Genomic DNA, 21,767 nt, shown 5'->3' on the forward strand with positions numbered 1-21,767 from the left:
ACGTGATCCACGTCGCTGACCAGTGAAACCCGAGCCGCCCTCAACCCACAGCCGCCACCGCCGAAGCACCCGTGGCGCGTCGGTCCCGGGATCAGATCGCCGGGGGCCTGGGGGCAGCGCTCCCAGGGGACGCGACCCAACAAGCAACCCGCCGAGACCCGCCCACCAACGCGGGCACCCGCTCCCCGCACTCCACAACAGCCTCACCACACCGAGGATGAAAAGCACACCCCCTGGGCATGGCCCGCAAGTCCGGAGGCCCTCCAGGAATCCCCCGCAGCTCCCTCCGCTCCCCCTTCACCCCGGGAAACGACCCCAGCAAGCCCCGGCTATAAGGATGCAAAGCAGACGAATAAATCTCAGAAGCACGCCCCTCCTCCACCACCCTGCCCCCGTACATGATCGCAATCCGATCAGAAAACTCCACCAACAACGAAATATCATGCGTGATGAACACGACCGAGAACCCCAGCAGCCCCCGCAACCGCATCATCTGCCCGAGAATCTGCCGTTGCACCACAACGTCCAAAGCGGTGGTGGGCTCATCCATGATCACGACCGAAGGCTCCAGCACCAAAGCCATCGCGATCATCACCCGCTGCCTCATCCCACCGGACAGCTGATGGGGATAAGCCGGCAACCGATCGACAGGAATCCCCACCAACGCCAGCACCTCCCGAGCACGAGCCACCCGCTCCCGCCGGGACAACCCCCGATGAGCCCGCAGAACGTCATCAATCTGCGCCCCCACGGACAAAACAGGGTTCAAAGCATTCATGGCCCCCTGGAACACGATGGAGATCTCACTCCACCGCACCTCCCGCAACTCCTTCTCCCCCAACGCCAACAGGTCCCGGCCTTTGAAGAACACACCCCCGGAAGCAACTCGCCCGGGCGGCTGCAACAACCGAGTGGCCGCATAAGCAAGCGTGGACTTCCCACTACCGCTCTCCCCGGCGATCCCCAACACCTCCCCGGCGTTCACCACCAGCGAGACGTCATGAACAGCACGCAAAGAGCCGTAATCCACCGAAAGATCACGAATCTCCAAGACCGGACTCACGCGCGCACCTTCCGCAGCCGAGGATTCGCATACTCGTCGATCCCGAAGTTGATCAGAGCCAGCGCCGTCCCGAGCAGTGCGATGCACAGACCAGCGGGAACGAACCACCACCACGCACCCAATCCGAGCGCCTGGTTGCTCTGCGCCCAGAACAAGATCGTTCCCCAGTTCCAGGTGGACAGCGAGACAACGCCGACGAACGACAGCGTGATCTGGAGCATCACCGCGAAGATCACCGTCCCGACGAAGCCCGACGCGATCACCGCGGTCAGGTTGGGCAGCACCTCGAACACGATGATCCGCCAGACCGACTCCCCCGACGCCCGCGCCGCCTCGACGAAGTCCCGGCGCCGCAACGACATCGTCTGCGCGCGCAGCACCCGTGCGCCCCACGCCCACGCGGTCAGCGAGATCACCGCCGCGATCAGCACGGTGTCCGCCGACGGCAGCATCGACGCCACGATGATGATCAGCGGCAGTGCCGGGATCACCAGGAAGACGTTGGACAGCATGGACAACGCCTCGTCGGCGGCGCCGCCGAGGAATCCCGCCGTCACGCCGACGAGGATCGACAGCAGGGTCGCCAGCACGCCGCAGACCAACCCGACGACCATCACGCCTCTGGTGCCCACGAGCACCTGCGAGAAGACGTCCTGGCCGGTCATGGTCGTGCCGAACCAGTGCGCGCCCGAGGGTGGCGACAGCAGGTCGTCGCTCATCGCGGACGGGTCGTAGGGCGCGACCCACTCGCCGGCGACGGCGACGAGGGCGAAGAACGCCAGGACGCCCAGGCCGAGCTTCGTCTTGAGGTTCATCAGCCCTCCCGTCGCGTGCGGGGGTCGAGCAGCAGGTAGCCGACGTCCGCCAGCAGGTTCGCCACCAGCACGGCCAGGGTGATCACCAGGAACACGCCCTGCATCAACGGGTAGTCCTTCGCGCCGATGCCCTGGAACAGCACGTACCCGAGTCCCGGGTAGGAGAACACCATCTCCACGAGCAGCGCGCCGCCCACGATGAACCCCAGCGACAGCGCGAACCCGGAGATCGACGGCAGCACGGCGTTGCGCGCCGCGTAGGCGAACATGATCCGCCGCTGCGGCAGGCCCTTGGCCTTGGCGACGAGCACGTAGTCCTCGGCCGTGACGGTCACCATCATGTTGCGCATCCCCAGGATCCACCCGGCGACCGAGCTCACGACGATCGTGACGCCGGGCAGCACGGCGTGCTCCAGGACGCTGCCGACGAACTCGCCGGAGAGCTCCGGCACCAGGCCGGGCGCGTAGCCACCGGACGCCGGAAGCAGCGGCCACGTCACGGAGAACAGCGAGATCGCGATCAGCCCGAGCCAGAAGTACGGGATCGACGACAGGAACGTCGTCACCGGGATCAGCGAGTCCAGCCACGACCCGCGCCGCCACCCCGCGTAGACGCCCAGCAGGGTGCCCAGCAGGAACGCGATGACCGTGGTGACGCCGACGAGCCCGAGCGTCCAGGGCAGCGACTGCGACAGCACGTCCGCGACCGGCGTCGGGAAGAACGTGAACGACAGCCCGAGGTCGCCCCGCACGAGCGCGCCCCAGTAGTCGACGTACTGCCGCCAGATCGACTTGTCCTCGTCCAGCCCGAACAGCACGTAGAGCGAGGCCATCGCGTCGCTGTTCAGCCGCCCGCCGAGCTTGGTGATCATCGCTTGCACCGGGTCGCCGGGGAGCAGGCGCGGCAGCAGGAAGTTCACCGTGATCGCGGCCCACAGGGTCACCAGGTAGAACACCCCGCGGCGCAGCAGGAAGGTCATGCGACCGCCTCCACGTAGAGCCAGCACGCCGCCCAGTGCCCCGGAATGCCGACCTCGGCCCGCGGTGGCGCGTCGGTCCAGCACCGGGACCGCGCCTTCGGGCAGCGCGGCGCGAACCGGCACCCGTCCGACACCCTGGTGTTCTCCTCGGCCGGGGCGTCCAGCGCGGCCACCGACCGCTCCGGGTCGGGGGCGGACTCGATCAGCAGCTGCGTGTACGGGTGGGCGGGCTGCTGCGTCACGGTCTCGCTGTCGCCGCCCTCGACGAGCTGCCCGCCGTACATCACGAACGTCTCGTCGGCGAAGTAGCGGGCCGACGCGATGTCGTGCGTGATGTAGAGGACCGCGAGCCGGAGCCGTTCCTTGAGGTCCAGCAACAGGTTCAGCACGCCGAGCCGGATGGAGACGTCCAACATGGACACCGGCTCGTCGGCGAGCAGGACCTCGGGGTGCGCGGCGAGCGCCCGTGCGATCGCGACGCGCTGCCGCTGGCCGCCGGACAGCTCGTGCGGGTACCGGGAGGCGAAGTCCGCGGGCAGGTTCACCCGCTCCAGCAGCTCCTCCACCGTCTCCGGCCGCCGGTGGATCTTCAACGGCCTGGCCAGGTGGTAGCGGATGGTGTGGACGGGGTTGAGCGACGCGAACGGGTCCTGGAACACCATCTGGACCTTGCGCCGGTACTCCCGCACCCGCCGCACCCGTTCGCCGTCGAGCAGGACCTCTCCCGCGGTGGGCTCGACCAGCCGCGCGAGCAGCTTCGCCACCGTCGACTTGCCGGACCCCGACTCGCCGACGAGGGCGGTGACGCGCCCGCGGCGCAGGACGAACGAGACGTCCTGCACCGCGCGCACGCGCTTGTAGGTCTTGACGAGGCCCTTCGCCTCCAGCGCGATCTCGTCCACCTACGACCCCGCCGGCTTGAGCTTCATGACGATCTGCAGCGCGTTCGGCAGCGTCGCCTGCGGCGGGCCGTACGGGTCCTCCTCGCTCGGCCAGCCGACCCAGTGCTTCGTGCTGTACTCCGCGCCGATCGGGCCCGCCGAGGTCGGGATCATCGGAACCTGCTCGACCATGATCTTCTGCAGGACCGCCAGCGCCTTGGCGCGGGTGGCGTCGTCCGGGGCGTTCGCGTACTCCGCCAGCGCCGCCGTCGCGGCGGGGTTGTCGTAGCGGCCGAAGTTCACCGCGGCGGTCTGTCCGACCGGCTTGATCTCCGCGCCGTCCATGATGTTCTGGTACATCTCGTACGGCGTCGCACCGGTGTTGGTCCAGCGCAGCGAGCCCTGGAACGCGCCGTTGGCGAAGTCGGTCGTCCACGCGTCCGCGGTCTGCGTGCGCACGGTCGCCTCGATGCCGATCTTCTTGAGGTCGCTCTTGATGATGTCGAGCACGGTCAGGTAGTCCGACCAGCCCGACGGGTTGGTGAGCTCGATCGTCACCGGCTTGCCGTCCGGCGCCTTCAGGACATCGCCCTCCAGCGTGAAGCCGGCCGCGGCGAGCTTCCGCTTCGCACCCTCGACGTCGATCTTGAAGCGCAGGTCCGCGTACTCCGGGGCGAGGAACGAGTCACCGGCGGGCAACGGCATGCCGGTGGGCGACTCCAGCTTCGGGAACAGCCGCGCCTCACCGCGGACGAAGATGGCCTCGCGGTCGATCACGTCGCTCATCGCCGACCGCAGCGCGGCGTTGTCGAACGGCGCGACGGTCGTGTTCAGCCACAGGCCGTGGATGCCGAGCCCGGCGGGGAACCAGAGCTTGTGGTGCGCGGGGTCCTTGTCCACGTACAGCTTTTGGTAGTCGGGGATGAAGACGTACGACCACTGGGAAGCACCCGACGCGAGCGCGGTGGTCTGCGCCGTGTTGTCGTTGTACGAGGTGTACTGGATCTCCGGCACCTTCGGCAGCTCCTGCCAGTACTCGGCGCGCCGGGCGATCGTGACGGTCTGCGAGGTGAACGACTTCAGCTGGTACGGACCGGTGCCGACCGGGTCGGGGTTCGTGTAGGTCGTCGGGTCCGGCACGGTGCTCCAGACGTGCTTCGGCACCACCATCGCGCTGATGACCTTGTTGCGGGTGACGAACTGCGGCGAGCCGAAGGTGACCTCGACCTTGCCGTCCGGTGTCGCCGTCGCGGTCTCGACCTTGAGCGAGTCGCGGTTGTTGAGCGCAGGCCACTTCTTGAGGATCTCGTACGAGAAGGCGACGTCGTCGGCCGTGAGCGGCTTGCCGTCGGACCACTTCACGTTCTCCCGCAGCGTGAAGGTGACCTTCTTGTAGTCCTCCGCCCAGTCCCACGCCGTCGCGAGCCACGGCACCGGGTCCTGGTCCGGACGCGTGTTGTTGACGAACGCGAGCGGTTCGTAGATCTGGTAGCGGTAGCCCAGCGACCCCGCCGCCGAGGTGGGCAGGAACGGGTTGTGGTTCTCGGTCAGCGGCCCGTTGGGCATGCCCACGGTCAGCACCCCGGAGGCCCTTCCGGCACCGCCGGAGGAGCACCCGGTCGCCGCGAGCGCCAGTGCCAGCGCGACGATGACTGTTCTGCGCATGGGAAGTCTCCCGACACGACAAAGCATGAGAGCGCTCTCTCATGCTTGATGGCGAGCTGACCGGACCGAGCGTGCGGTCCGGCCGGCTCATTCGGCTGCGGCGGCGGCCTTGTGAAGAAGAGGTGGGGTCAGGGCGCGGACTCGCGCACGACCAACGAGGTCGGCAGCACCAGCGGGTGGTCCGGCAGCGGCTGTCCCTCGAGCGTGGAGAGCAGCATCCGCGCGGCGGCGGCGCCCATCTCCTGGGCTGGCTGGCGGATCGTCGTGAGCCGCGGTTCGGTCTGCCGCGCGACGGGCACGTCGTCGAAGCCGACGACGGACACGTCACCGGGAACGTCCCTGCCCGCTTCCCGCAGCGCCCGCAGCACACCGACCGCGGAGATGTCGTTCTGCGCGAACACCGCGTCGAACGGGATGCCGCTCGCGAGGAGCTTCTCGACGGCGACCTGCCCGCCTTCCTGGGTGAAGTCGCCGTCGACGACGAGGTCCGGGTGCAGCGTCAGGCCCGCTTCGGCCAGCGCCAGCCGGAACCCGTCCAGCCGCGCCTGCGTGCAGCCGAAGTGCGGGGGCCCGGTGACGACGGCGAACCTGCGGCGGTCCGCGGCGAGCAGGTGCTTCGCGACGTCCGCGCCTCCCTGCCGGTTCGTCGTCGTCACCGAGGGGAACTCCGGGTGCGAGCCGCGGTCGTCGATCATGACGACCGGCAGTCCCGCCCGGTAGAGCGTGGAGATGTAGTGCAGCGCGTCCGGCGGCTCGACCACGAGCAGACCGTCGAAGGCGTTGGCGGACACGTGGTTCGCGAACTGGTTGAGCGACTCGGGACCGCGGTTCAGCGTGTAGAGCAGCAGCCCGTACCCGTCCGCCTCCAGCTCGTCGACGATGCCTTGCAGGACCTCGCCCATCCACGGCCAGGTGAGCGACGGGGCGAGCATCGCGACGGTCCGGGTGCGGCCCCTGGCGAGACCGACGGCACGGGCGCTGGGCACGTAGCCGATCTCGTCGATGACCTTGCGGACGCGCTGCGCCGTGGTGGCGTCGACGTCGGGTTTTCCGTTCAGCACACGTGACACGGTCGCTTTGGACACCTGGGCGCGTTGGGCGACCTCCGCGATCGTGACACGCATGCCGAACTTCCTTCCGCCGCCTCTGAAACCGGTTTCGGTACCGGTTCCGCTGAGGTGTGACGGAGTCAACAGCCTGCGGCGAGTATTAGTCAAGACTCTTTCCAGAAGTTCGTGAGAGCGTTTCCACACCGCGTGCGGTCTCCGCAGGTCGGGCAGGGCGGACCCCGAAGTTCCGGAACTTCCGCCGCGTTTCCCGGCACTCGCGGCACTACGCCGGAAAGAGCAGTGCCCGTGCGGCTCCCGGTCGTGCAGAATCGGTGTCATGGGGGTTGTGACAGCGGTCAGCCGCAACGAGGAGTACACGTTCACCAAGCAGGCCAGGGAGAGCATCACCCTGCTCGCCGGCCTGGGCGTGGAGGACGACGTCCACCAGGGCGTCACGGTCAAGCACCGGTCGCGGGTCGCGAAGGACCCGACGGCTCCGAACCTGCGCCAGGTCCACCTGATGCACGAGGAGCTCCACGACGAGCTGCGGGCCAAGGGCCACAGCGTCGAGCCGGGCTCGATCGGCGAGAACATCACGACGCGCGGGGTCGACCTGCTCGGCCTGCCCAGGGGAACGCGGCTGCACCTGGGCCCCGAGGCCGTGGTCGAGGTGACCGGGCTGCGCAACCCGTGCGTGCAGATCGACGCCTTCTCCAAGGGACTGCTCAAGGAGGTCCTGCGCAAGGACGAGGACGGCGAGCTGGTCCGGCTGGCCGGGATCATGTCGGTCGTGCTCGTCGGCGGCGTCGTGCGGCCCGGTGACGAGATCCGCGTCGAGCTGCCGGTCGAGCCGCACCAGGCGCTCGCACCCGTCTGACCGCCACCGACGCGGTCTGCCTCGCCGCTACCCGCCAACCACCCGCCCGCGTGTCATCCGTCAGCGCTCACCGACACCTCGCCGTGACGTGGCTGTAGGACGCGGGGGCCCCGCGTTCGCGTGGATGGTACGTGGGGCCCCCGCGTACCAGGCGGGAAACACGAAAGAGAGTCGCGTGCGGGCCGGGCGTTACGGACAGCACTGCTGGGTCAGCTGTTGCCGAAGTGGTCGTCGAGGATCACCGAGATCGTCTTCGGCGCCTCGACGACCGCCAGGTGCGCCGCGTCGCCCACGACGTAGAGCTCCGAGTCCGGCAGCTCGTCGGCGAGGTGCCGGGCGAACTCCGGCGGCGTCGCGCTGTCCTGCGCCGCCGCGATCACCACGGCGGGCACGTCGATCTTCGCGAGCGCGGGCCGCAGGTCCATGTCCCTGATCGCCCGGCAGCAGGCGATGTACGACGGGACGTCGACCTCCAGCAGCTCGGCGCGGAAGCGCGCGACGACGTCCGGCGGGAAGGCCGGGGTGAACCAGCGCGCGACGATCGAGTCCGCGAGCGGCTCCATCCCGCGTGAGCCGAGCACCTCGATCCGCTCGTCCCAGACCGACTTGTCCGGGTACCAGGCCGTCGTGCACATCAGCGCGAGCCGGGAGATCCGGTCGGTGTGCGCGGCGAGCCACATGCCGACCATGCCGCCGAGGGACACGCCGCAGTAGTGGACCTGCCGCAGCTCCAGGTGGTCCAGCAGGTCCAGGACGTCGCGCGCCAGGTCCTCGATCGCGCAAGGGCCCGGGACGGGCGCGCTGCGGCCGTGGCCGCGGTGGTCGAAGCGCAGCAGCCGGAACGGCAGCCCGAAGTCCCGCCACAGCCCGGTGGTCGTGCCGAGCGCGTTGCCGAGCACCAGCACCGGCGCGTCCTCCGGCCCGGTCAGCGTGTAGTGCCCGATCACGGCGCCACCTCCTCGCGAAACCCCGACAGCCCGCGAGTCTGCCCGGCGTTTTTCCGTCCCGCACGACGAGTTGCGCCGACTGGAGCACGTGTTCCCACAACCACCTTCCCGGCCCCATCCGTAACACTGTCACGGGTAGCAGAATGTGGGGTTCCCCCGCTGCCGACCCCACCGGGAAGCCGATGAACTCCGCTGCTCCGTTCACGCACGAGGCCCTGTTCTACAGCGACGAGGACGCCTTCCTCTCCGGCACGGCCCGGTTCGTCGCGGGCGGCGTGGACAGAGGCGAGCCGGTGCTGGTGGCGGTCAGGGAGGCCCGCATCGGCCCGCTGCGCGAACGGCTCGGCGGCCAGGCCGACCAGGTCCACTTCATCGACATGACCGAGGCGGGCCGCAACCCCGGCCGGATCATCCCCGGTGTGCTGATGGCGTTCAGCGCGAGCACGCGGCAGCGGTTCCGGATGGTCGGCGAACCGATGTGGCCGGGCCGCACCGAGCTCGAGTACCCCGCGTGCGTGCAGCACGAGGCGTTGGTCAACACGGCGTTCGAGGGCAGGCAGGGCGTCATCCTGTGCCCGTACGACGCGAGCGCGTTGCCGAGGCATGTGCTGGAGGACGCGCGGCGCACGCACCCGGTGGTCATCGACGGCGAGAAGCGCGTCACGAGCGACCGCTACACCGACCCGGCCAGTCTCGCCGACCTCTACAACGTGCCGTTGCCGCCTCCACCGGACACAGCCGAGGAACACGCGTTCTCCGTGGCAACGCTTGCGCGCACACGCAAACTCGTGGCGACCTATGCGCATTGGCTGCGTCGCGAACAGGTCGAGGACCTGGTGCTCGCGGTCAACGAGCTGGCGACGAACAGCATCCTGCACGCGTCCGGCCACGGCGTACTCCGGTTGTGGCGGGAAGGCGACACGGCGGTGTGCGAGGTGAGCGACTCCGGCAAGGGCTTCCCGCCGTCTTTCACCGGCCTCTCCGGCTTCGGGATCGTGATGGTGAACCTGCTCTGTGACCTGGTTCGCACTCACACGAGTCACAGCGGTACCACCGTTCGGGTGTACTTGGGGCGTTAGGGAGTCGCCGCCATCTCATCGCAATGCGTCTGACACGCGGACCTGTTTTCCTTGCTCACCTATGACAGACCACCTCTCCCCACTCGACATCGCCTTCCTCGCGATGGAGGGCAGCGCGAACCCGTTGCACCTCGGTGCGGTCGCGACCTTCGCGCCCTCCACCCCGGTGCACCCGGCGCGCATCGCTGCCCTGCTGTGCGAGCGCGCGCAGGAGGTCTCACGGCTGCGCCAGCGCGCCCGGACGTCGTTGCTGGGCGGTGCGCGCTGGGTGGAAGACCCCGGTTTCGCGCCGGAGGACCACGTCTTCACCCATCACGTGCGGGGCCGCGAACGGTTCGCCACGCTGGTCTCCCACCTGATGGCGCAACCGCTCGACCTCGCGCGCCCGCCGTGGGAGCTGCACGTCGTCACCGGCCTCACCGGCGGGCGGTTCGCCGTCGTCGCGAAGCTGCACCACTCCCTGTGCGACGGCATGAAGGCCGTCGGCCTGGGCCTGCGGCTGTTCGACGCCTCCCGGCTGTCCATTCCGGACACTCCCGCGCCGTCGCGCCCGATGATCCCGTCGCTGAGCGGAATGTCGTTGCGCGGGATCAAGGACACGATCGACCTCGCGTCGTCGGTCCTGATGAACACCCGCCCACCGGCACTCGGCTCCCCTGTGCTCACCTCGTCCACCCGGCCGCGGCGCGTCGTGATGTCCCGCCTGGACCTCGCGGACGTCCACCGGATCCGGCGCACCCACGGCGGCACGGTGAACGACGTGCTGCTGGCGCTCGTCACAGGCGCGTTGCGCCACTGGCTTTCCGCACACGGCAGCGCGGGCCCGTCGTCGGTCGTGCGCGCCCTGATCCCGGTCGACCAGCGCTCCCGCACCGGCGACGCCGCCGCGGGCAACCAGATCTCGGGCTACCTGGTGTCACTGCCGGTCGGCTGCCCCGACCCGGTGGAACGCCTGCGCGACCTCCGCGCCCAGATGGAAGCGGCGAAGGCAGCGGGTCCCGACCGCGGCGCGGGAGCCCTGCCCCTGCTGGCCGACCGCGTCCCACCCCTGGTCCACCGCCTGACCGCCCCCGTGATGGGCCGCTGCGCTCCCCTGCTGTTCGACACGCTGGTGACGTCCGTCCCCCTGCCGTCCGTCCCACTCGCACTGGACGGCGCCGCCCTGTGCGAGCTGTACCCGGTCGCGCCCGTCGCCCCCGGCCACGCGGTGGGCATCGCACTGTCGGTGTACCGCTCGTCCGTCCACGTCTGCCTGAACACCAACCAGTCGTGGATGTCCGACGCCCAGTGGCTCGACGGTGTGCTGCGCCGCGAGGTCGCGTCCCTTCAGGACGCACGTGAGCTGGTGGGTTTGCCTCGCTGAGAGGCCGGGCAAACCTGCAACCATGAGCAACACCGTGGTCTTGGACGTGGACGGCACGCTGGTCGACACCAACTACCACCACACCGTGTCGTGGCTGCGCGCGTTCCGCAGCGTCGACATCACCGTGCCCGGCTGGCGAGTGCACCGAGCCATCGGCATGGGCGGCGACAAACTGGTGGCCGCCGTCGCGGGCGACATGGTCGAGCGCACCCACGGCGACACCCTGCGCGAAGCGTGGGAACGGTACTTCGACGAGGTGATCGACGAGATCCAGCCGTTCGAGGGCGCCCACCGGCTCATCCGTGCGGCCACCGACGCCGGGTTCTCCGTCGTGCTCGCCAGCTCCGGGAAGAAGAAGCACGTTGAGCACTACCTGAAGCTGCTCGACCCCGGGGACATCGCTTGGACGTCCTCTGATGACGTCGAGGACAGCAAGCCTGAGCCTGATCTGGTGCAGGTTGCCTTGTCGCAGGTCTCGGCTTCCCGGGCGGTGGTGATCGGGGATTCCGTCTGGGACTGTGAGGCTGCCGGGCGGGCCGGGTTGCCGTCGGTCGGGGTGTTGACCGGTGGTTTTTCGGAGGGGGAGCTGGTGGAGCGGGGGGCTTCCGCCGTTTATCCGGACTTGGATCGGTTGCGCGGGGAGTTGACGGATCTGCCCATGGCCGCGGTGGGGCCGTAGGGGGCGTACCCGGGCTGCGCGACGGTCGCGATCGGGGCCGCCGGGCGTACCGGCAGCGACCGCACCGAAGCGTTAGCGGCGTGCCGCTGCTTGTGAGGCGGCGTGAGTCGGGCGGGGTAGTTCGGAGGGCTTGCCGCGGGCCTTCGACTCGGGGGCGTCGTTCGTCGTCTCCCCGGTCGGGGGTTCGGTGGTCGTCGTCTCGTCGGACGTGGAGCCACCGGCCGGTGTGCCGGGTGGTGTGTTGCCGGCGTCCTGTTGAGGGGCGCCGGGGACGTTGGACATGGTGGGCGCGTCGAACGTGTTGTCCGGGGCTCCCGGGGTGTGGACGACTGTCACCGTCGACGGGGAGACGGTGACCACCCGGGTCTGTGGGTTGGGCGCCTTGGTGTCCGCGGCTGGGGAGTCGGTGGTGGTGCCGCCGAGGTTTGCCACGGCCACCGCCACCGCGGCCGCTGCTGCCGCGGCGGCCGCCGTGGTGATGGCCAGGCGTTTGCCGCGTCTTGGTTTCGGGATGTCCTGGGCTTCCACCACCGCGTCCGGGAGCAGGGCCGGTAGGCCCCTGCTGGCTTCGAAGGCCGCGTCCAGGGAGGTGGCGCACTGGGCTGCGGTGGGGCGGTTGGCGGGGGTGGTGGCTGTCATCGCCGAGAGCAGGGAGATCCAGGCCGTGGGCAGGTCCACCGGGATCCGGGGTGGGCGGGCCAGGCGGGCGAGGGCCGCTTCGGCGTCTCCGCCGGGGTACTCGGTGCGGCCTGTCAGGCATTCCAGGAGGACCAGGCCGAGCGAGTAGATGTCGGCGGCTGGGCCTACGTCGGTGCCCCTCACCTGTTCCGGCGACAGGTAGCCGGCTGTGCCGACCAGGACGCCGGAGGTGGTGACCCTGGTGACCTCCGCCACCAGCGCCAGGCCGAAGTCGGCCAGGTACGCCTGCTTCTCGGTGTCGTCCAGAAGGATGTTGGACGGCTTGATGTCGCGGTGCACCACGCCGAGGCCGTGGACGTGGTCCAGGACCGCGGCGATCTGGCCTCCCAGGCGCGCCACGAAGCGGGGTGGCAGGGGTTCGCGCATTCGCTGGCGGAGGGTGCCGCCGGTGATCTCGCGCATCACGAAGTACGGGCGGCCCCGCACGGTGCCGGAGGCGTAGACCGGGATGATGCCGGGGCACTCCAGGGAGGCGAGCATCGACGCCTCGCGGTGCAGACGCAGCTCGTCGTCGGGGAGGCCGGGGCCGGAGAAGATCTTCACGGCGACGGACGACGTGGTCTCGCGGTCGTAGGCGCGGTAGACCTCGGCCATTCCACCCGACCCGAGGAGCGAACCGATCACGAAGCGGTCGTCGATCACCGCGCCGGTCAGGTCTCCGTCCCAGGGGTCGCTCATGGGCCTCCGCTCGTCGCCGAGAACCTAACCGGTCGTCGCACACGTGTGCCACCCGGTACGAATCCAAGATCAAACCACGATGAGGCCCGCCTCGATCTCCCTGACGGTGGCCTCGTCGCGTTCGAGCTGTTCAGCGTCGGTGGTCGCGAGCACGACGTGGCCGAGCGACGTGCGCAGGTCGGCCGTGCGCGGCACCATCGACCCCTCCCGGTACGGCAGGACGTCGCGCTGGTAGCTGGGCAGAAGTGAGGCCAGCTCGTCAAAGCGGACGGAGTTCGCGAGCTCGCCCGCCGCGGGTGAGGCCAGGTAGACCGAGCGCACGTGCTGGAGCTGCTCGTAGCGGCCCGCGGCGCCCGCGCCGTCCAGGTGGTGGCTCACCATCCGCGTCACCTGGTTCTCGCCGGTGCCGAGCAACGCCAGCTCCTGCTGCTCCGGGCCTGCCAGCCGCGCGCCGATCTCGACCAGGCGCGGGCCGTCCGCGGTGATCACGACCTGGGCCTGCGCGGGGCCGTTGCGCACGCCTGTCGCGTCGAGGACGCGGCTCACGTAGCCGAACAGCACGCCGACCACCGGGTCGGACGGCGCGACGAGCGTGTTGGAGCGGAAGATGCCGAGGCCGTCGTCGGTGCCCTCCTTGGCGCAGTGCCAGACGGCGACGAGGCCGTGCCCGCCGTCGACCGAGTAGGTGTCGACCTCGTACTCGGTGCCGACCGCGAGCTCGCGCACCAGCACCCGGTCGTTGCGGAAGGTCGTCCTGTTGACGACGAGGACGCGGTTGAAGCTGGTGCGCCAGTCGTCACCGGGCATCGCCACGAACACGTCGTCGGTGTCGCCGCTGTGCTCCGGCTTCAGCACGATCGGCGAGCTCTCCAGCCCCTCGCGCCGCAGCCACGCCGCCACCGCGTCGGGCGACTCGGAGCTGGTCTGCCGCAGGTGTGGCACCTCGGCGGTGCGCAGCGCCACGTCGCGCTGCCACCTGTCGCGGCGCGCGGACGAGAGGGTCAGGTCGTTCGAGCGGCCCGGCACGACCAGCTCCGACAACGTCTCCGCGGCCTCGGTGCCGGTGTCGGCGCCCGCGACGACGGCCACCGGGTCGTGGCCGGTGAGCGTGGCCGCCAGCTCGTCGAGGTCGCCGAGGGCGTGCAGCTCGCGGTAGTCGGCCGGGTTCCACACCCTGCGCAGCCAGCTGGGCGGCATGGCGGCGGTCAGCACCGCCACCGCGTCGACACCGCGGGCCGCGAACGCGGGCGCGACGGTCTTGCCGGCCGCGAACGGATCCACCACGACGATGCTGCGACGGGACACCGTTGTCCTCCTGATGGTCGAGGTCCTTGCCGGACGAGGGGACGGATGAGAGAGGACAACAGCGGAGGCGCGAGCAGGAATTCCTGTCTCGATTGGGCCGAGACGACCGTCACTCGAAGCGCAGCCTCGCCCTGACCGGAGCCGTCACCAGGCACCCGGACGACGCCCGCCAGAGCCGGGCCAGCCGGGTGCGCAGGTCCGTGCCGCCGCTGAGCGCCCTGGCGACGAACTGCAGCCCGAGCAGCTCGGCCACGACCTGTTCGGCCGCGTGCCGCACGTTCACCTCCGGGCGCAGCTCGCCGTGCTCGCGGGCGAGCGTGAGCAGCTCCCGCACGACGGTGACCCAGCCGATCACCTGCGCCGCCGCCGCGACGTCGAAGAACACCGCCTCCCGCAACAGCTTCGCGCTCACCCGCACGGTCAGGTCGGTGTCGAGCCGGTCGGCGAACTCGAACGACATGGAGATCAGCGCCTGGAACGGGGACGGCTCGACGGCGAGCTGTTCGTCGCGCAACCGGTGCCACAGCAGCGACTGCTCCTCGATGACCGCGACGCCGAGCGCCTCCTTGGAGCGGAAGTGGCAGTACAACGCGCCTTTCGACACGTCGGCCCGTGCGCACACGGCGGTGAGGCTGGACCTGGCGAAGCCGTCGCGGTCGAACACCTCGGCGGCGGCGCGCAGCAGTCTCGCCCGCGTGTGCGCGGCTCTCTCCCGGCCGGTGGCGCTCATGCCCCCGCCCCCGCCAGCGCGAGGGTGTCCGGCAGGTGCCAGAACTGCTCGATCTCCCCCTGGTGCACCGAGATCATCGACGCGAACCGCGCCTGGACGGCGTCACCGGTGGCGCGGACCCGCCAGCGCGCCGAGCCGATCACCGCCGCGTCGCCGCCGTCCACGACCACCTGCCGCGCGGACAGCTGTTCCAGGTCGAACGCGGCGAACAGGGTGAGGAACCACGACTCGACCTCGCGCCGGGTGCGCGGGCCCCGCGACCACCGGGCACCGGCCGGGTCGGGTGCCTCCCACTCCACGGCCGCCGCGCACAACCGCGCGATGCCCGCCGCGTCCTGTGCCGCCAGGCGCGCCAGGAACACCTGCACCACTTCGACCGTCGAAAACATTTCTCCCACCTTAGTCAGCGGCACGAAAACCGACGGCGCACACCCCATCGGACCATCTTCGTTCCACCGAACAACCGATCAAGTGATTCGAACGGTGGCTGAACTTTCAACGACCGCCGGTATCACCACAATGCACGGCACGGAGAGCGGCTCTTTGCGGCAGGCTGGGCAGCACCCAGTCGTCTCACCGAAACGGAGCAGAACCGTGCTCAAGGCAGCCCCCGACTCCCGCGAGCACCAGGACGTCCCGCCGATTACCACGCTGATTCCCCGGGCCCGCCGAAGACGGGGCCTGACCCAGCGCGAACTCGCGGACCTGTTGTGCGAGATCTCACAGAACGACAGCGTCACCCGTGAAGAAGTGTCGAGGTGGGAACGCGGAAAACGCATTCCCGGCCCCTACTGGCGCGCCTGGATCAGCGCGGCGCTGCACGTGCCGCACGCCGAGGTGGACAGGGCGGCGGTGCTCGCGCGACAGAGCCGCCGAACCAGGGCAGCGGACCACTCCGGGTAGCGGAGCGCGGGCGAACGGCAGGGGTTCGCCCGCCCGCGGAATGGCGGCGCCCATCAATCCCCTCGTGGGCGCCGCCCTTCAGCCGGAAAGACCCACATCGCCGCCGGATTAATCCAACGGCCACTTCTTCACCGCGCTCCCCCGGTCAATGCGCGGAACCGCGACGTCACATGGACGCGTACCGACGTCCGGGTGAATACTCAGGTATTGCGACAACGAGGTGGCCGAAACCGCCCGGCCCTCCCCTCACCCCAGCCGCACCGCGAGCCGGGAATGAGATCCCGATCACAACAGCGGGCGCGTCCCGGGGGCCTTTAAGGGCTCTCGACGGAATTCTTGCGCGAGAGCTCACGGCAAACCGTGCAATTCCGCGTGTGATCGCCATCCTGATGACAGCTCTTCCACAGGCGGCTCACAGGAAAGCGGCTCACCCTGGTCTCCATGACGGACAACCACGACCGCGGCCTCCAGTTCGACCTCGCCACGCTGATCGGACGCAGGCGGGCGTTGTCGTTGCTCGGAGGCGCCGGCCTCACGCTCGTGGCCTGCGCCCCGTCGACCAGCCCCGGCACCACGGCCCCGGCCACCACGACGAACGGCGGGGTGCTCGAAGCCATCCCCGAGGAGACCGCGGGCCCCTATCCCGGCGACGGCTCCAACGGACCGAACGCGCTCACGCAGAGCGGCATCGTGCGGTCGGACATCCGGTCCAGCTTCGGCGCCTCGACCCGCGAGGCCGAGGGCGTCGACCTGACGATCGACCTCACGGTCCAGAAGGAGGACGGCACCCCGTACGCGGGCGCGGCCGTCTACCTGTGGCACTGCGACATCAACGGCGACTACTCGATGTACTCGGACCGCGTGAAGGACGAGAACTTCCTGCGCGGCGTCCAGGAGGCCGACACGTCCGGAAAGCTGCGGTTCGTCAGCGTCTTCCCCGGCGCGTACGCGGGACGCTGGCCGCACGTCCACTTCGAGGTCTACCCGAGCCTCGCCGAGGCCACCAAGGCGGGCAACCGGATCACGACCTCGCAGCTCGCGTTGCCGGAGACGACCTGCAAGGAGGTCTACGGCACCGCCGGGTACACGCAGAGCGTGCGGAACATGGGGCGGACGTCGCTGGCTCAGGACATGGTGTTCCGCGACGGCGTCGACCGGCAGATGGCGACGATGTCGGGTGACGCGACCTCCGGGTACACGGCCTCGCTCACCTTCGCGGTCGGGAGCTGAGCCGAGTCCGGTGCCTCCACCGATGCGCGACCTGCTCCCCCGGACCATGCTGGGGACATGACCGGTCCGCTCATCGAAGGTCCGGACGTGCGCGAAGGAGCCCTGCCCGCATGACCGATTTCCACACCGCAGAGGACGTCGAGACCGCCGTGGCGAAGGCCGCCGCCGTCGCTGCCGAGCTCGCCGCGCTGCCCGCCCACCGCAGGGCCGCCGCCCTGGACCACGTGTCGCGGCGGCTCGCGGAACGGGCGGAGGAGTTCGCGCAGGCCATCACCGGCGACTCCGGCAAGCCCCTCAAGTGGTCGCGCGCCGAGGTGACCCGCGCGGTCTCCACGTTCCGCTGGGCCGCGGAGGAGGCGCGCCGGTTCTCCGGCGAGCTGCAACGCCTCGACACCGACCCGGCCGCCGAGGGTCGTCTCGCGCTGGTGCGGCGGGTGCCGCGCGGACCGGTGCTCGGCATCGCGCCGTTCAACTTCCCGCTGAACCTGGTGGCGCACAAGGTCGCGCCGGCCATCGCGGTCGGCGCGCCGATCGTGCTGAAGCCCGCGCCCGCCACGCCGACGTCCGCGCTGCTGCTCGGCGAGCTGCTGGCGGAGACCGACCTGCCGGACGGCGCGTGGTCGGTGCTGCACCTGTCCAACGAGGACACCGCGAAGCTCGTCGAGGACCCGCGGCTGCCGGTCGTCTCGTTCACCGGGTCGGGGCCGGTCGGCTGGGGCATCAAGGAACGCCTGCCGCGCAAGCACGTGACGCTGGAGCTCGGGGGCAACGCGGCCGCGATCGTCGCCCCCGACTGGCAGGACATCGAGTTCGCCGCGCAACGCATCGCCACGTTCGCGATGTACCAGGCGGGCCAGTCGTGCATCTCGGTGCAGCGGGTCTTCGTGCACACCGACGTCTACGACACGATCGCGGAAGCCGTTGTGCGGCACGTGAACGCGCTGGACGTGGCGAACGACGTCGGCCCGCTGATCAACGAGGCCGCGGCCGACCGCGTCGAGGCGTGGGTGCAAGAGGCGTCCGCGAAGGTCCTCACGGGAGGCACGCGCGACGGCCTCGTCTACGCGCCCACCGTGCTGACCGACGTGCCGGAGGACGCGAAGGTCAACGCCGAGGAGGTCTTCGGTCCCGTCGTCACGCTGTCCAGGGTGGACAGCGTGGAAGAGGCGTTCGACCGCGTCAACGCGTCCCGCTACGGCCTGCAGGCCGGTCTGTTCACGACCGACGTGCGGCTGGCTTTCCGTGCGGCGCAACGGCTTCAGGTCGGCGGCGTCATCGTCGGCGACGTGCCGAGCTACCGCGCGGACCAGATGCCCTACGGCGGGGTGAAGGAGTCCGGCATCGGGCGCGAAGGTCTGCGCGCCGCGATGGAGGACCTCACGGAGCCGAGGGTGCTGGTGCTGACCGGTCTGGAGCTCTGACCGGGCCGCGGGGGAGCCACCCCGTGGCGGCGGCTCCCCCGCGCGGCCGGTTGCGGTCTAGTCGTAACCGCGAACGTGTCCGTCCTCGTCGGCCAGGTGCTCGTACCCGTCCATGTCCCACTCCTCTCGTGTGTCCGACCTCACAAAGCTAGAGGTTCTCCTGGCGCCTGTGGAGTGAATTTCCGCCGCATCCGGGGGACGCGGAACCGGCAAATCGGGCCCGTGGCAACGACTTTCCGTGAACCGGACGCCGGCCGCGGACCGGCGTCGTCCCCTGGCCGGACGTCGGCCGCGGACCGGCGTCGCCCCGGGGGCCGACGTCAGTGCGCGTCGAGGTCAGCGGGGGCCCAGGGTCTCCGTGACCGCCCTCATCGCCGCCACCACGGCGGAGAACGGCGGCAGGAACGGTTTCGCCGCCGGCATCCCCTCCAGCCAGCGGACCCCGCTACCGCCGATCCGCGACGGCGGCAACGGCACGAGCGTCCCCAGCCGGTGCGTGAGCGCCCCGCGGGCACGCAGCCGGATCAGGTTCACCTGCGACGCCTCGTCGGCCGACTCGGTGAGCAGCAGCCACCTCCCCGGCGCCCCCGGCAGCACCACGACCGGTCCGCCGAGCAGCCGGACGGACAGGTAGTGCCGGACCTCGTCGCCGATGCCCGCCGCCATCTCCACGGCGGACACCTGGTGGTCGGTCGTGAGCAGCAGCCGGTTCTCCGACCGCAGCACCAGCCATCCCCAGTCCGAACAACGCTGCAAAGCGGCCGAGAACGTGTCGAGCCGCGGCAGAACTCCGGACGGCAGTACTCCCTCGTGCGAGCTCATCGTTCTCACCCCACTTGTGCGGTGTAACTCCGATCACACGATTTGACTCTCCGCCGCCATGAATCCACTATCGGCCCGCCATCGGCACACTCGAACGGGGCTGGAGAGCGTGACTCACCTGCGAGAACGGCACGTCACCATGATCGCGCTCGGTGGCGTGATCGGAGCGGGGCTCTTCGTCGGAACGGGCGCGGGCATCGCCCTCGCGGGACCGGCGGTGCTCATTTCGTTCACCCTCGCCGGAATTCTGGCGCTCCTCGTGATGCGCATGCTCGGGGAAATGGCGGCGGAACACCCGAGCGGTGGCGCTTTCTCCGTGCACGCCGAAAAAGCGATCGGCCCCTGGGCCGGTTTCACGGTCGGCTGGGTCTACTGGTCGGCCGTCGGCGTCGTGCTCGCCGTCGAGGCGACGGGCGCCGCCAAGATCGCGTCCGGCTGGGTCCCCTCCGTGCCGCAGTGGGCCTGGGTGCTGCTGTTCATGGCGGCGCTCACCGCCGTGAACCTCGCCGACGTCCGCAACTTCGGCGAGTTCGAGTTCTGGTTCGCGGGACTCAAGGTCGCCGCGATCGTGCTGTTCCTCGCGCTGGGCGTGGCCGCCGTCGCGGGCGTGCTGCCCGGTGTGACCTCACCCGGCCTGACCAACCTGGGCGACTTCCTGCCCAACGGCTGGGGCGGCGTGGTCGCCGGGTTCATGGTGACGGTGTTCGCGTTCGGCGGCCTGGAGGTCATCACCATCGCGGCCGCCGACGCCGAGAACCCCGCGCACGCCATCAAGAAGGCGCTGCGGACGGCGCTGACGCGGCTGCTCGTCTTCTACCTCGGCTCGCTGGCCGTGGTGGTGACCCTGTTGCCGTGGAACGACTCGGAGGTCGGCGCGAGCCCGTACGTGGCCGTGCTGAACCGCATCGGCGTCCCGGCGGCCGGGCAGATCATGAACGTCGTCATCTTCGTGGCGCTGCTGAGCGCCATCAACGCCACCCTCTACGGCGCCGCCCGCATGCTCAGCTCGCTGGCCGAACGCGGCGAGGCGCCGAAAGCGTTGCTGACCAAGAGGAACGGCGTCCCGCGCAACGCCGTGCTGGCGTCGACGGCGTTCGGCTTCTTCTCCGTGCTGCTCAACTACCTGTGGCCGGACACGGTCTTCCTGGTGCTGCTCAACGCCGTCGGCTCCGCGCTGCTGATCGTCTGGGCTTTCGTCGCGGTCTCGCAGATCCGGCTGCGCCGCGTCACGCCAGAGCCGAAGGTGCCGATGTGGGGCCACCCCTACCTGTCCTGGGTGGCGCTGGTGGCGATCGCCGGTGTCGTCGTGCTGATGCTGCTCGACGACGAGGCCCGCGGCCAGATCCTGTCCACGGGCGTGCTCGTCGCCGCGTTCGCCGCGGCCGGCCTCATCCGGTCACGTTCTTGAGCCGGTAGGGCTGGTACCTGCTGTGGGGCTCCAGGCCGTAGGTGAGCGCCCGGTGGTCGGTGCCGTGGCCGCCGCGCTGCTCGTAGGCCAGGTACTCGGAGCGGTCGGCGTTCGTCCACCGCTCGAAGATCACCACGTGCCGGAAGTCCTCGCCCGGCTCGTCCACCGCGTCGAGGAGCAGGTCGCCGGGCCGCAGGTCGGCGAGCGCGATGGGCAGGGTGTAGTCGTCCGCGGCGAGAGCGACCGTGTTCGGGCCGCCGCGCGGGTCCTCGTTCCCCAGTTTCGCCGCCATCGAGACGAACCCGGAGCAGTCCTGCCGATACCCGTCGGTCCAGTGCAGCTCCATGCTGTACGGCACCCGGCTGCCGTTGTCCGCGGTCAGCCACGTCGCGGCGCGTTCCAGCAGCTCGGTCCTGGTGACCTGCTCCACCGGAGCCGCGGTCGCCACCGGTGCGCCGGTGAGCGTGAAAGCGAGGAATGCGGCCAGCACCGCGGAAATGAGTTTCATCGTTCTCCCCTGCGTCGAGAAGTGCGAGTCTCGTGGACTCACGGCAACACGACACAGGTTTGAAGTCAAAGGTTTACCCGCATCCTCGCGGGGTAGAGAAGGCGGCGGCGAAACCCACCGGCCAGGTGACTACGCGGACCGGCTCTGCGGGGCCAGCAGCTCGTTGATCGAGTCGAGCGAGATGCCGAGCGCCCCGGCGAGCGCCGCGATCGTGAAGAACGACGGCGTGGGGGCGCGACCGGTCTCGATCTTGCGCACGGTCTCGGCGGACAGACCGGCGCGGGCCGCGATCTCGACCATGCTCGCGTCGCCGCGGGCGTCCCGGAGCAGCTGACCGAGCCGCCTGCCGCGCTCCCGTTCCAGCGACGTCAGTGGGATGCGCACCATGGTCGCGGATTCTACGCGAAGAAGACGTTCCGGTCGGCGTGAGAAAAGTCCGTTGCACGCACACCCGATCGCGACATAGGTTCGAAGTACACAAGAGAGGAGGTGGTCCCAAGTTGTATAGCTACAGGACTCGTGAGGTGGCTGTCCGCTAGGACCGCCTTTGGTGACACCTGGCGAGTACCAGGCAGCCACCCGGCCCCCGGACTTCGAGCGCTGGTCCCGCTCGGCCTGCTCGCGCAGGAGTCGTCCGGGGGTTGTCCCGTTTCCGGACCCCCGCG

Annotated in this window: 22 protein-coding genes; 8 read left to right on the plus strand and 14 right to left on the minus strand. The window is 69.9% G+C overall.

Annotated elements, in window-relative coordinates; all coding sequences use genetic code 11:
* Nucleotides 1-91: 91 nt before the first annotated feature.
* From BLT23_RS31625 to BLT23_RS31645, 6 genes are all read right to left on the minus strand, one after another.
* The gene (locus BLT23_RS31625) at nucleotides 92-1,063 is read right to left on the minus strand and encodes an ABC transporter ATP-binding protein (RefSeq protein WP_090055911.1); all 972 of its coding nucleotides are present in this window, start codon (nucleotides 1,061-1,063) and stop codon (nucleotides 92-94) included.
* On the minus strand, nucleotides 1,060-1,878 hold the full coding sequence (locus BLT23_RS31630) for an ABC transporter permease (RefSeq protein WP_090055914.1): 819 nt from the start codon (nucleotides 1,876-1,878) through the stop codon (nucleotides 1,060-1,062). The genes BLT23_RS31625 and BLT23_RS31630 overlap by 4 nt, the downstream gene beginning before the upstream one ends.
* Nucleotides 1,878-2,858 carry an ABC transporter permease gene (locus tag BLT23_RS31635; RefSeq protein WP_090055917.1) on the minus strand — a complete coding sequence of 327 codons (981 nt, stop codon included), beginning with the start codon at nucleotides 2,856-2,858 and terminating at the stop codon, nucleotides 1,878-1,880. The genes BLT23_RS31630 and BLT23_RS31635 overlap by 1 nt, the downstream gene beginning before the upstream one ends.
* Complete coding sequence (locus BLT23_RS42340) at nucleotides 2,855-3,751, minus strand: ABC transporter ATP-binding protein (protein ID WP_425434430.1); 897 nt, start codon at nucleotides 3,749-3,751, stop codon at nucleotides 2,855-2,857. Before BLT23_RS42340 ends, BLT23_RS31635 begins: the two co-directional genes overlap by 4 nt.
* A gap of 9 nt (nucleotides 3,752-3,760) precedes the next feature.
* Nucleotides 3,761-5,404: an ABC transporter substrate-binding protein gene (locus BLT23_RS41070; protein WP_176947004.1), complete on the minus strand. Its 1,644-nt coding sequence runs from the start codon at nucleotides 5,402-5,404 to the stop codon at nucleotides 3,761-3,763.
* 128 nt (nucleotides 5,405-5,532) lie between these two features.
* The gene (locus tag BLT23_RS31645) at nucleotides 5,533-6,528 is read right to left on the minus strand and encodes a LacI family DNA-binding transcriptional regulator (protein WP_090055921.1); all 996 of its coding nucleotides are present in this window, start codon (nucleotides 6,526-6,528) and stop codon (nucleotides 5,533-5,535) included.
* A gap of 262 nt (nucleotides 6,529-6,790) precedes the next feature.
* On the opposite strand from BLT23_RS31645, the gene BLT23_RS31650 reads away from it, so the two are divergent.
* Entirely contained in the window at nucleotides 6,791-7,330 is a 540-nt protein-coding gene (locus BLT23_RS31650; protein WP_176947005.1) for an MOSC domain-containing protein, read from the plus strand.
* Nucleotides 7,331-7,539: 209 nt separating this feature from the next.
* On the opposite strand, the gene BLT23_RS31655 is transcribed toward BLT23_RS31650, so the two are convergent.
* Nucleotides 7,540-8,277 carry an alpha/beta fold hydrolase gene (locus BLT23_RS31655; RefSeq protein WP_090055928.1) on the minus strand — a complete coding sequence of 246 codons (738 nt, stop codon included), beginning with the start codon at nucleotides 8,275-8,277 and terminating at the stop codon, nucleotides 7,540-7,542.
* A gap of 182 nt (nucleotides 8,278-8,459) precedes the next feature.
* Between BLT23_RS31655 and BLT23_RS31660 the strand changes: the two genes are divergently transcribed.
* The 3 genes from BLT23_RS31660 to BLT23_RS31670 all read left to right on the plus strand — a co-directional run bounded on the left by BLT23_RS31660 (nucleotide 8,460) and on the right by BLT23_RS31670 (nucleotide 11,398).
* Nucleotides 8,460-9,356 (plus strand): anti-sigma factor RsbA family regulatory protein, encoded by an 897-nt coding sequence (locus tag BLT23_RS31660; RefSeq protein ID WP_090055932.1) that lies wholly within the window; start codon nucleotides 8,460-8,462, stop codon nucleotides 9,354-9,356.
* A gap of 61 nt (nucleotides 9,357-9,417) precedes the next feature.
* The gene (locus tag BLT23_RS31665) at nucleotides 9,418-10,719 is read left to right on the plus strand and encodes a wax ester/triacylglycerol synthase family O-acyltransferase (RefSeq protein ID WP_090055934.1); all 1,302 of its coding nucleotides are present in this window, start codon (nucleotides 9,418-9,420) and stop codon (nucleotides 10,717-10,719) included.
* Between the two features lie 22 nt (nucleotides 10,720-10,741).
* On the plus strand, nucleotides 10,742-11,398 hold the full coding sequence (locus tag BLT23_RS31670) for an HAD family hydrolase (RefSeq protein WP_090055939.1): 657 nt from the start codon (nucleotides 10,742-10,744) through the stop codon (nucleotides 11,396-11,398).
* Nucleotides 11,399-11,470: 72 nt separating this feature from the next.
* Here BLT23_RS31670 and BLT23_RS31675 read toward each other — a convergent pair whose 3' ends face one another.
* The 4 genes from BLT23_RS31675 to BLT23_RS31690 form a co-directional block, all read right to left on the minus strand.
* Nucleotides 11,471-12,775 (minus strand): serine/threonine-protein kinase, encoded by a 1,305-nt coding sequence (locus tag BLT23_RS31675; RefSeq protein WP_090055942.1) that lies wholly within the window; start codon nucleotides 12,773-12,775, stop codon nucleotides 11,471-11,473.
* A 69-nt stretch (nucleotides 12,776-12,844) separates the two neighbouring features.
* Nucleotides 12,845-14,080: a hypothetical protein gene (locus tag BLT23_RS31680; RefSeq protein ID WP_176947006.1), complete on the minus strand. Its 1,236-nt coding sequence runs from the start codon at nucleotides 14,078-14,080 to the stop codon at nucleotides 12,845-12,847.
* 109 nt (nucleotides 14,081-14,189) lie between these two features.
* Entirely contained in the window at nucleotides 14,190-14,810 is a 621-nt protein-coding gene (locus BLT23_RS31685; RefSeq protein ID WP_090055947.1) for a ScbR family autoregulator-binding transcription factor, read from the minus strand.
* Entirely contained in the window at nucleotides 14,807-15,199 is a 393-nt protein-coding gene (locus tag BLT23_RS31690) for a nuclear transport factor 2 family protein (protein ID WP_176947007.1), read from the minus strand. Before BLT23_RS31690 ends, BLT23_RS31685 begins: the two co-directional genes overlap by 4 nt.
* A 205-nt stretch (nucleotides 15,200-15,404) precedes the next feature.
* Between BLT23_RS31690 and BLT23_RS31695 the strand changes: the two genes are divergently transcribed.
* The 3 genes from BLT23_RS31695 (at nucleotide 15,405) to BLT23_RS31705 (ending at nucleotide 18,364) form a co-directional block, all read left to right on the plus strand.
* On the plus strand, nucleotides 15,405-15,713 hold the full coding sequence (locus tag BLT23_RS31695; RefSeq protein WP_245744388.1) for a helix-turn-helix transcriptional regulator: 309 nt from the start codon (nucleotides 15,405-15,407) through the stop codon (nucleotides 15,711-15,713).
* A gap of 441 nt (nucleotides 15,714-16,154) precedes the next feature.
* On the plus strand, nucleotides 16,155-16,943 hold the full coding sequence (locus tag BLT23_RS31700) for a dioxygenase family protein (RefSeq protein ID WP_090055958.1): 789 nt from the start codon (nucleotides 16,155-16,157) through the stop codon (nucleotides 16,941-16,943).
* Nucleotides 16,940-18,364, plus strand: a complete 1,425-nt coding sequence (locus tag BLT23_RS31705; protein WP_425434431.1) for an aldehyde dehydrogenase family protein — start codon at nucleotides 16,940-16,942, stop codon at nucleotides 18,362-18,364. Before BLT23_RS31700 ends, BLT23_RS31705 begins: the two co-directional genes overlap by 4 nt.
* 336 nt (nucleotides 18,365-18,700) lie before the next feature.
* Here the strand turns inward: BLT23_RS31705 and BLT23_RS31710 are convergent, their stop codons facing one another.
* A complete protein-coding gene (locus BLT23_RS31710) occupies nucleotides 18,701-19,186 on the minus strand; it encodes a hypothetical protein (RefSeq protein WP_143036110.1) in 486 nt (161 codons plus the stop codon).
* A gap of 109 nt (nucleotides 19,187-19,295) precedes the next feature.
* Here BLT23_RS31710 and BLT23_RS31715 point away from each other — a divergent pair, with 109 nt between their 5' ends.
* Nucleotides 19,296-20,594: an amino acid permease gene (locus tag BLT23_RS31715; RefSeq protein WP_245744390.1), complete on the plus strand. Its 1,299-nt coding sequence runs from the start codon at nucleotides 19,296-19,298 to the stop codon at nucleotides 20,592-20,594.
* Here BLT23_RS31715 and BLT23_RS31720 read toward each other — a convergent pair.
* Both BLT23_RS31720 and BLT23_RS31725 read right to left on the minus strand, forming a co-directional pair.
* Nucleotides 20,575-21,102 (minus strand): NlpC/P60 family protein, encoded by a 528-nt coding sequence (locus BLT23_RS31720; RefSeq protein ID WP_090055971.1) that lies wholly within the window; start codon nucleotides 21,100-21,102, stop codon nucleotides 20,575-20,577. The two genes, BLT23_RS31715 and BLT23_RS31720, sit on opposite strands and share 20 nt — an antisense overlap.
* A gap of 129 nt (nucleotides 21,103-21,231) precedes the next feature.
* Nucleotides 21,232-21,489 (minus strand): helix-turn-helix domain-containing protein, encoded by a 258-nt coding sequence (locus BLT23_RS31725; RefSeq protein WP_090055974.1) that lies wholly within the window; start codon nucleotides 21,487-21,489, stop codon nucleotides 21,232-21,234.
* Nucleotides 21,490-21,767: the final 278 nt, after the last annotated feature.

It is taken from the genome of Lentzea fradiae (assembly GCF_900100955.1).
Taxonomy (GTDB): Bacteria; Actinomycetota; Actinomycetes; order Mycobacteriales; family Pseudonocardiaceae; genus Lentzea; species Lentzea fradiae.

What these genes read in the sequence shown, in the direction of transcription:
- BLT23_RS31630 (WP_090055914.1), bottom strand. Translation starts at nt 1,878, where the DNA reads ATGAACCTCAAGACGAAGCTCGGCCTGGGCGTCCTGGCGTTCTTCGCC.
- BLT23_RS31635 (WP_090055917.1), bottom strand. Translation starts at nt 2,858, where the DNA reads ATGACCTTCCTGCTGCGCCGCGGGGTGTTCTACCTGGTGACCCTGTGG.
- BLT23_RS41070 (WP_176947004.1), bottom strand. Translation starts at nt 5,404, where the DNA reads ATGCGCAGAACAGTCATCGTCGCGCTGGCACTGGCGCTCGCGGCGACC.
- BLT23_RS31645 (WP_090055921.1), bottom strand. Translation starts at nt 6,528, where the DNA reads ATGCGTGTCACGATCGCGGAGGTCGCCCAACGCGCCCAGGTGTCCAAA.
- BLT23_RS31650 (WP_176947005.1), top strand. Translation starts at nt 6,791, where the DNA reads ATGGGGGTTGTGACAGCGGTCAGCCGCAACGAGGAGTACACGTTCACC.
- BLT23_RS31660 (WP_090055932.1), top strand. Translation starts at nt 8,460, where the DNA reads ATGAACTCCGCTGCTCCGTTCACGCACGAGGCCCTGTTCTACAGCGAC.
- BLT23_RS31665 (WP_090055934.1), top strand. Translation starts at nt 9,418, where the DNA reads ATGACAGACCACCTCTCCCCACTCGACATCGCCTTCCTCGCGATGGAG.
- BLT23_RS31670 (WP_090055939.1), top strand. Translation starts at nt 10,742, where the DNA reads ATGAGCAACACCGTGGTCTTGGACGTGGACGGCACGCTGGTCGACACC.
- BLT23_RS31675 (WP_090055942.1), bottom strand. Translation starts at nt 12,775, where the DNA reads ATGAGCGACCCCTGGGACGGAGACCTGACCGGCGCGGTGATCGACGAC.
- BLT23_RS31685 (WP_090055947.1), bottom strand. Translation starts at nt 14,810, where the DNA reads ATGAGCGCCACCGGCCGGGAGAGAGCCGCGCACACGCGGGCGAGACTG.
- BLT23_RS31690 (WP_176947007.1), bottom strand. Translation starts at nt 15,199, where the DNA reads ATGTTTTCGACGGTCGAAGTGGTGCAGGTGTTCCTGGCGCGCCTGGCG.
- BLT23_RS31700 (WP_090055958.1), top strand. Translation starts at nt 16,155, where the DNA reads ATGACGGACAACCACGACCGCGGCCTCCAGTTCGACCTCGCCACGCTG.
- BLT23_RS31710 (WP_143036110.1), bottom strand. Translation starts at nt 19,186, where the DNA reads ATGAGCTCGCACGAGGGAGTACTGCCGTCCGGAGTTCTGCCGCGGCTC.
- BLT23_RS31720 (WP_090055971.1), bottom strand. Translation starts at nt 21,102, where the DNA reads ATGAAACTCATTTCCGCGGTGCTGGCCGCATTCCTCGCTTTCACGCTC.
- BLT23_RS31725 (WP_090055974.1), bottom strand. Translation starts at nt 21,489, where the DNA reads ATGGTGCGCATCCCACTGACGTCGCTGGAACGGGAGCGCGGCAGGCGG.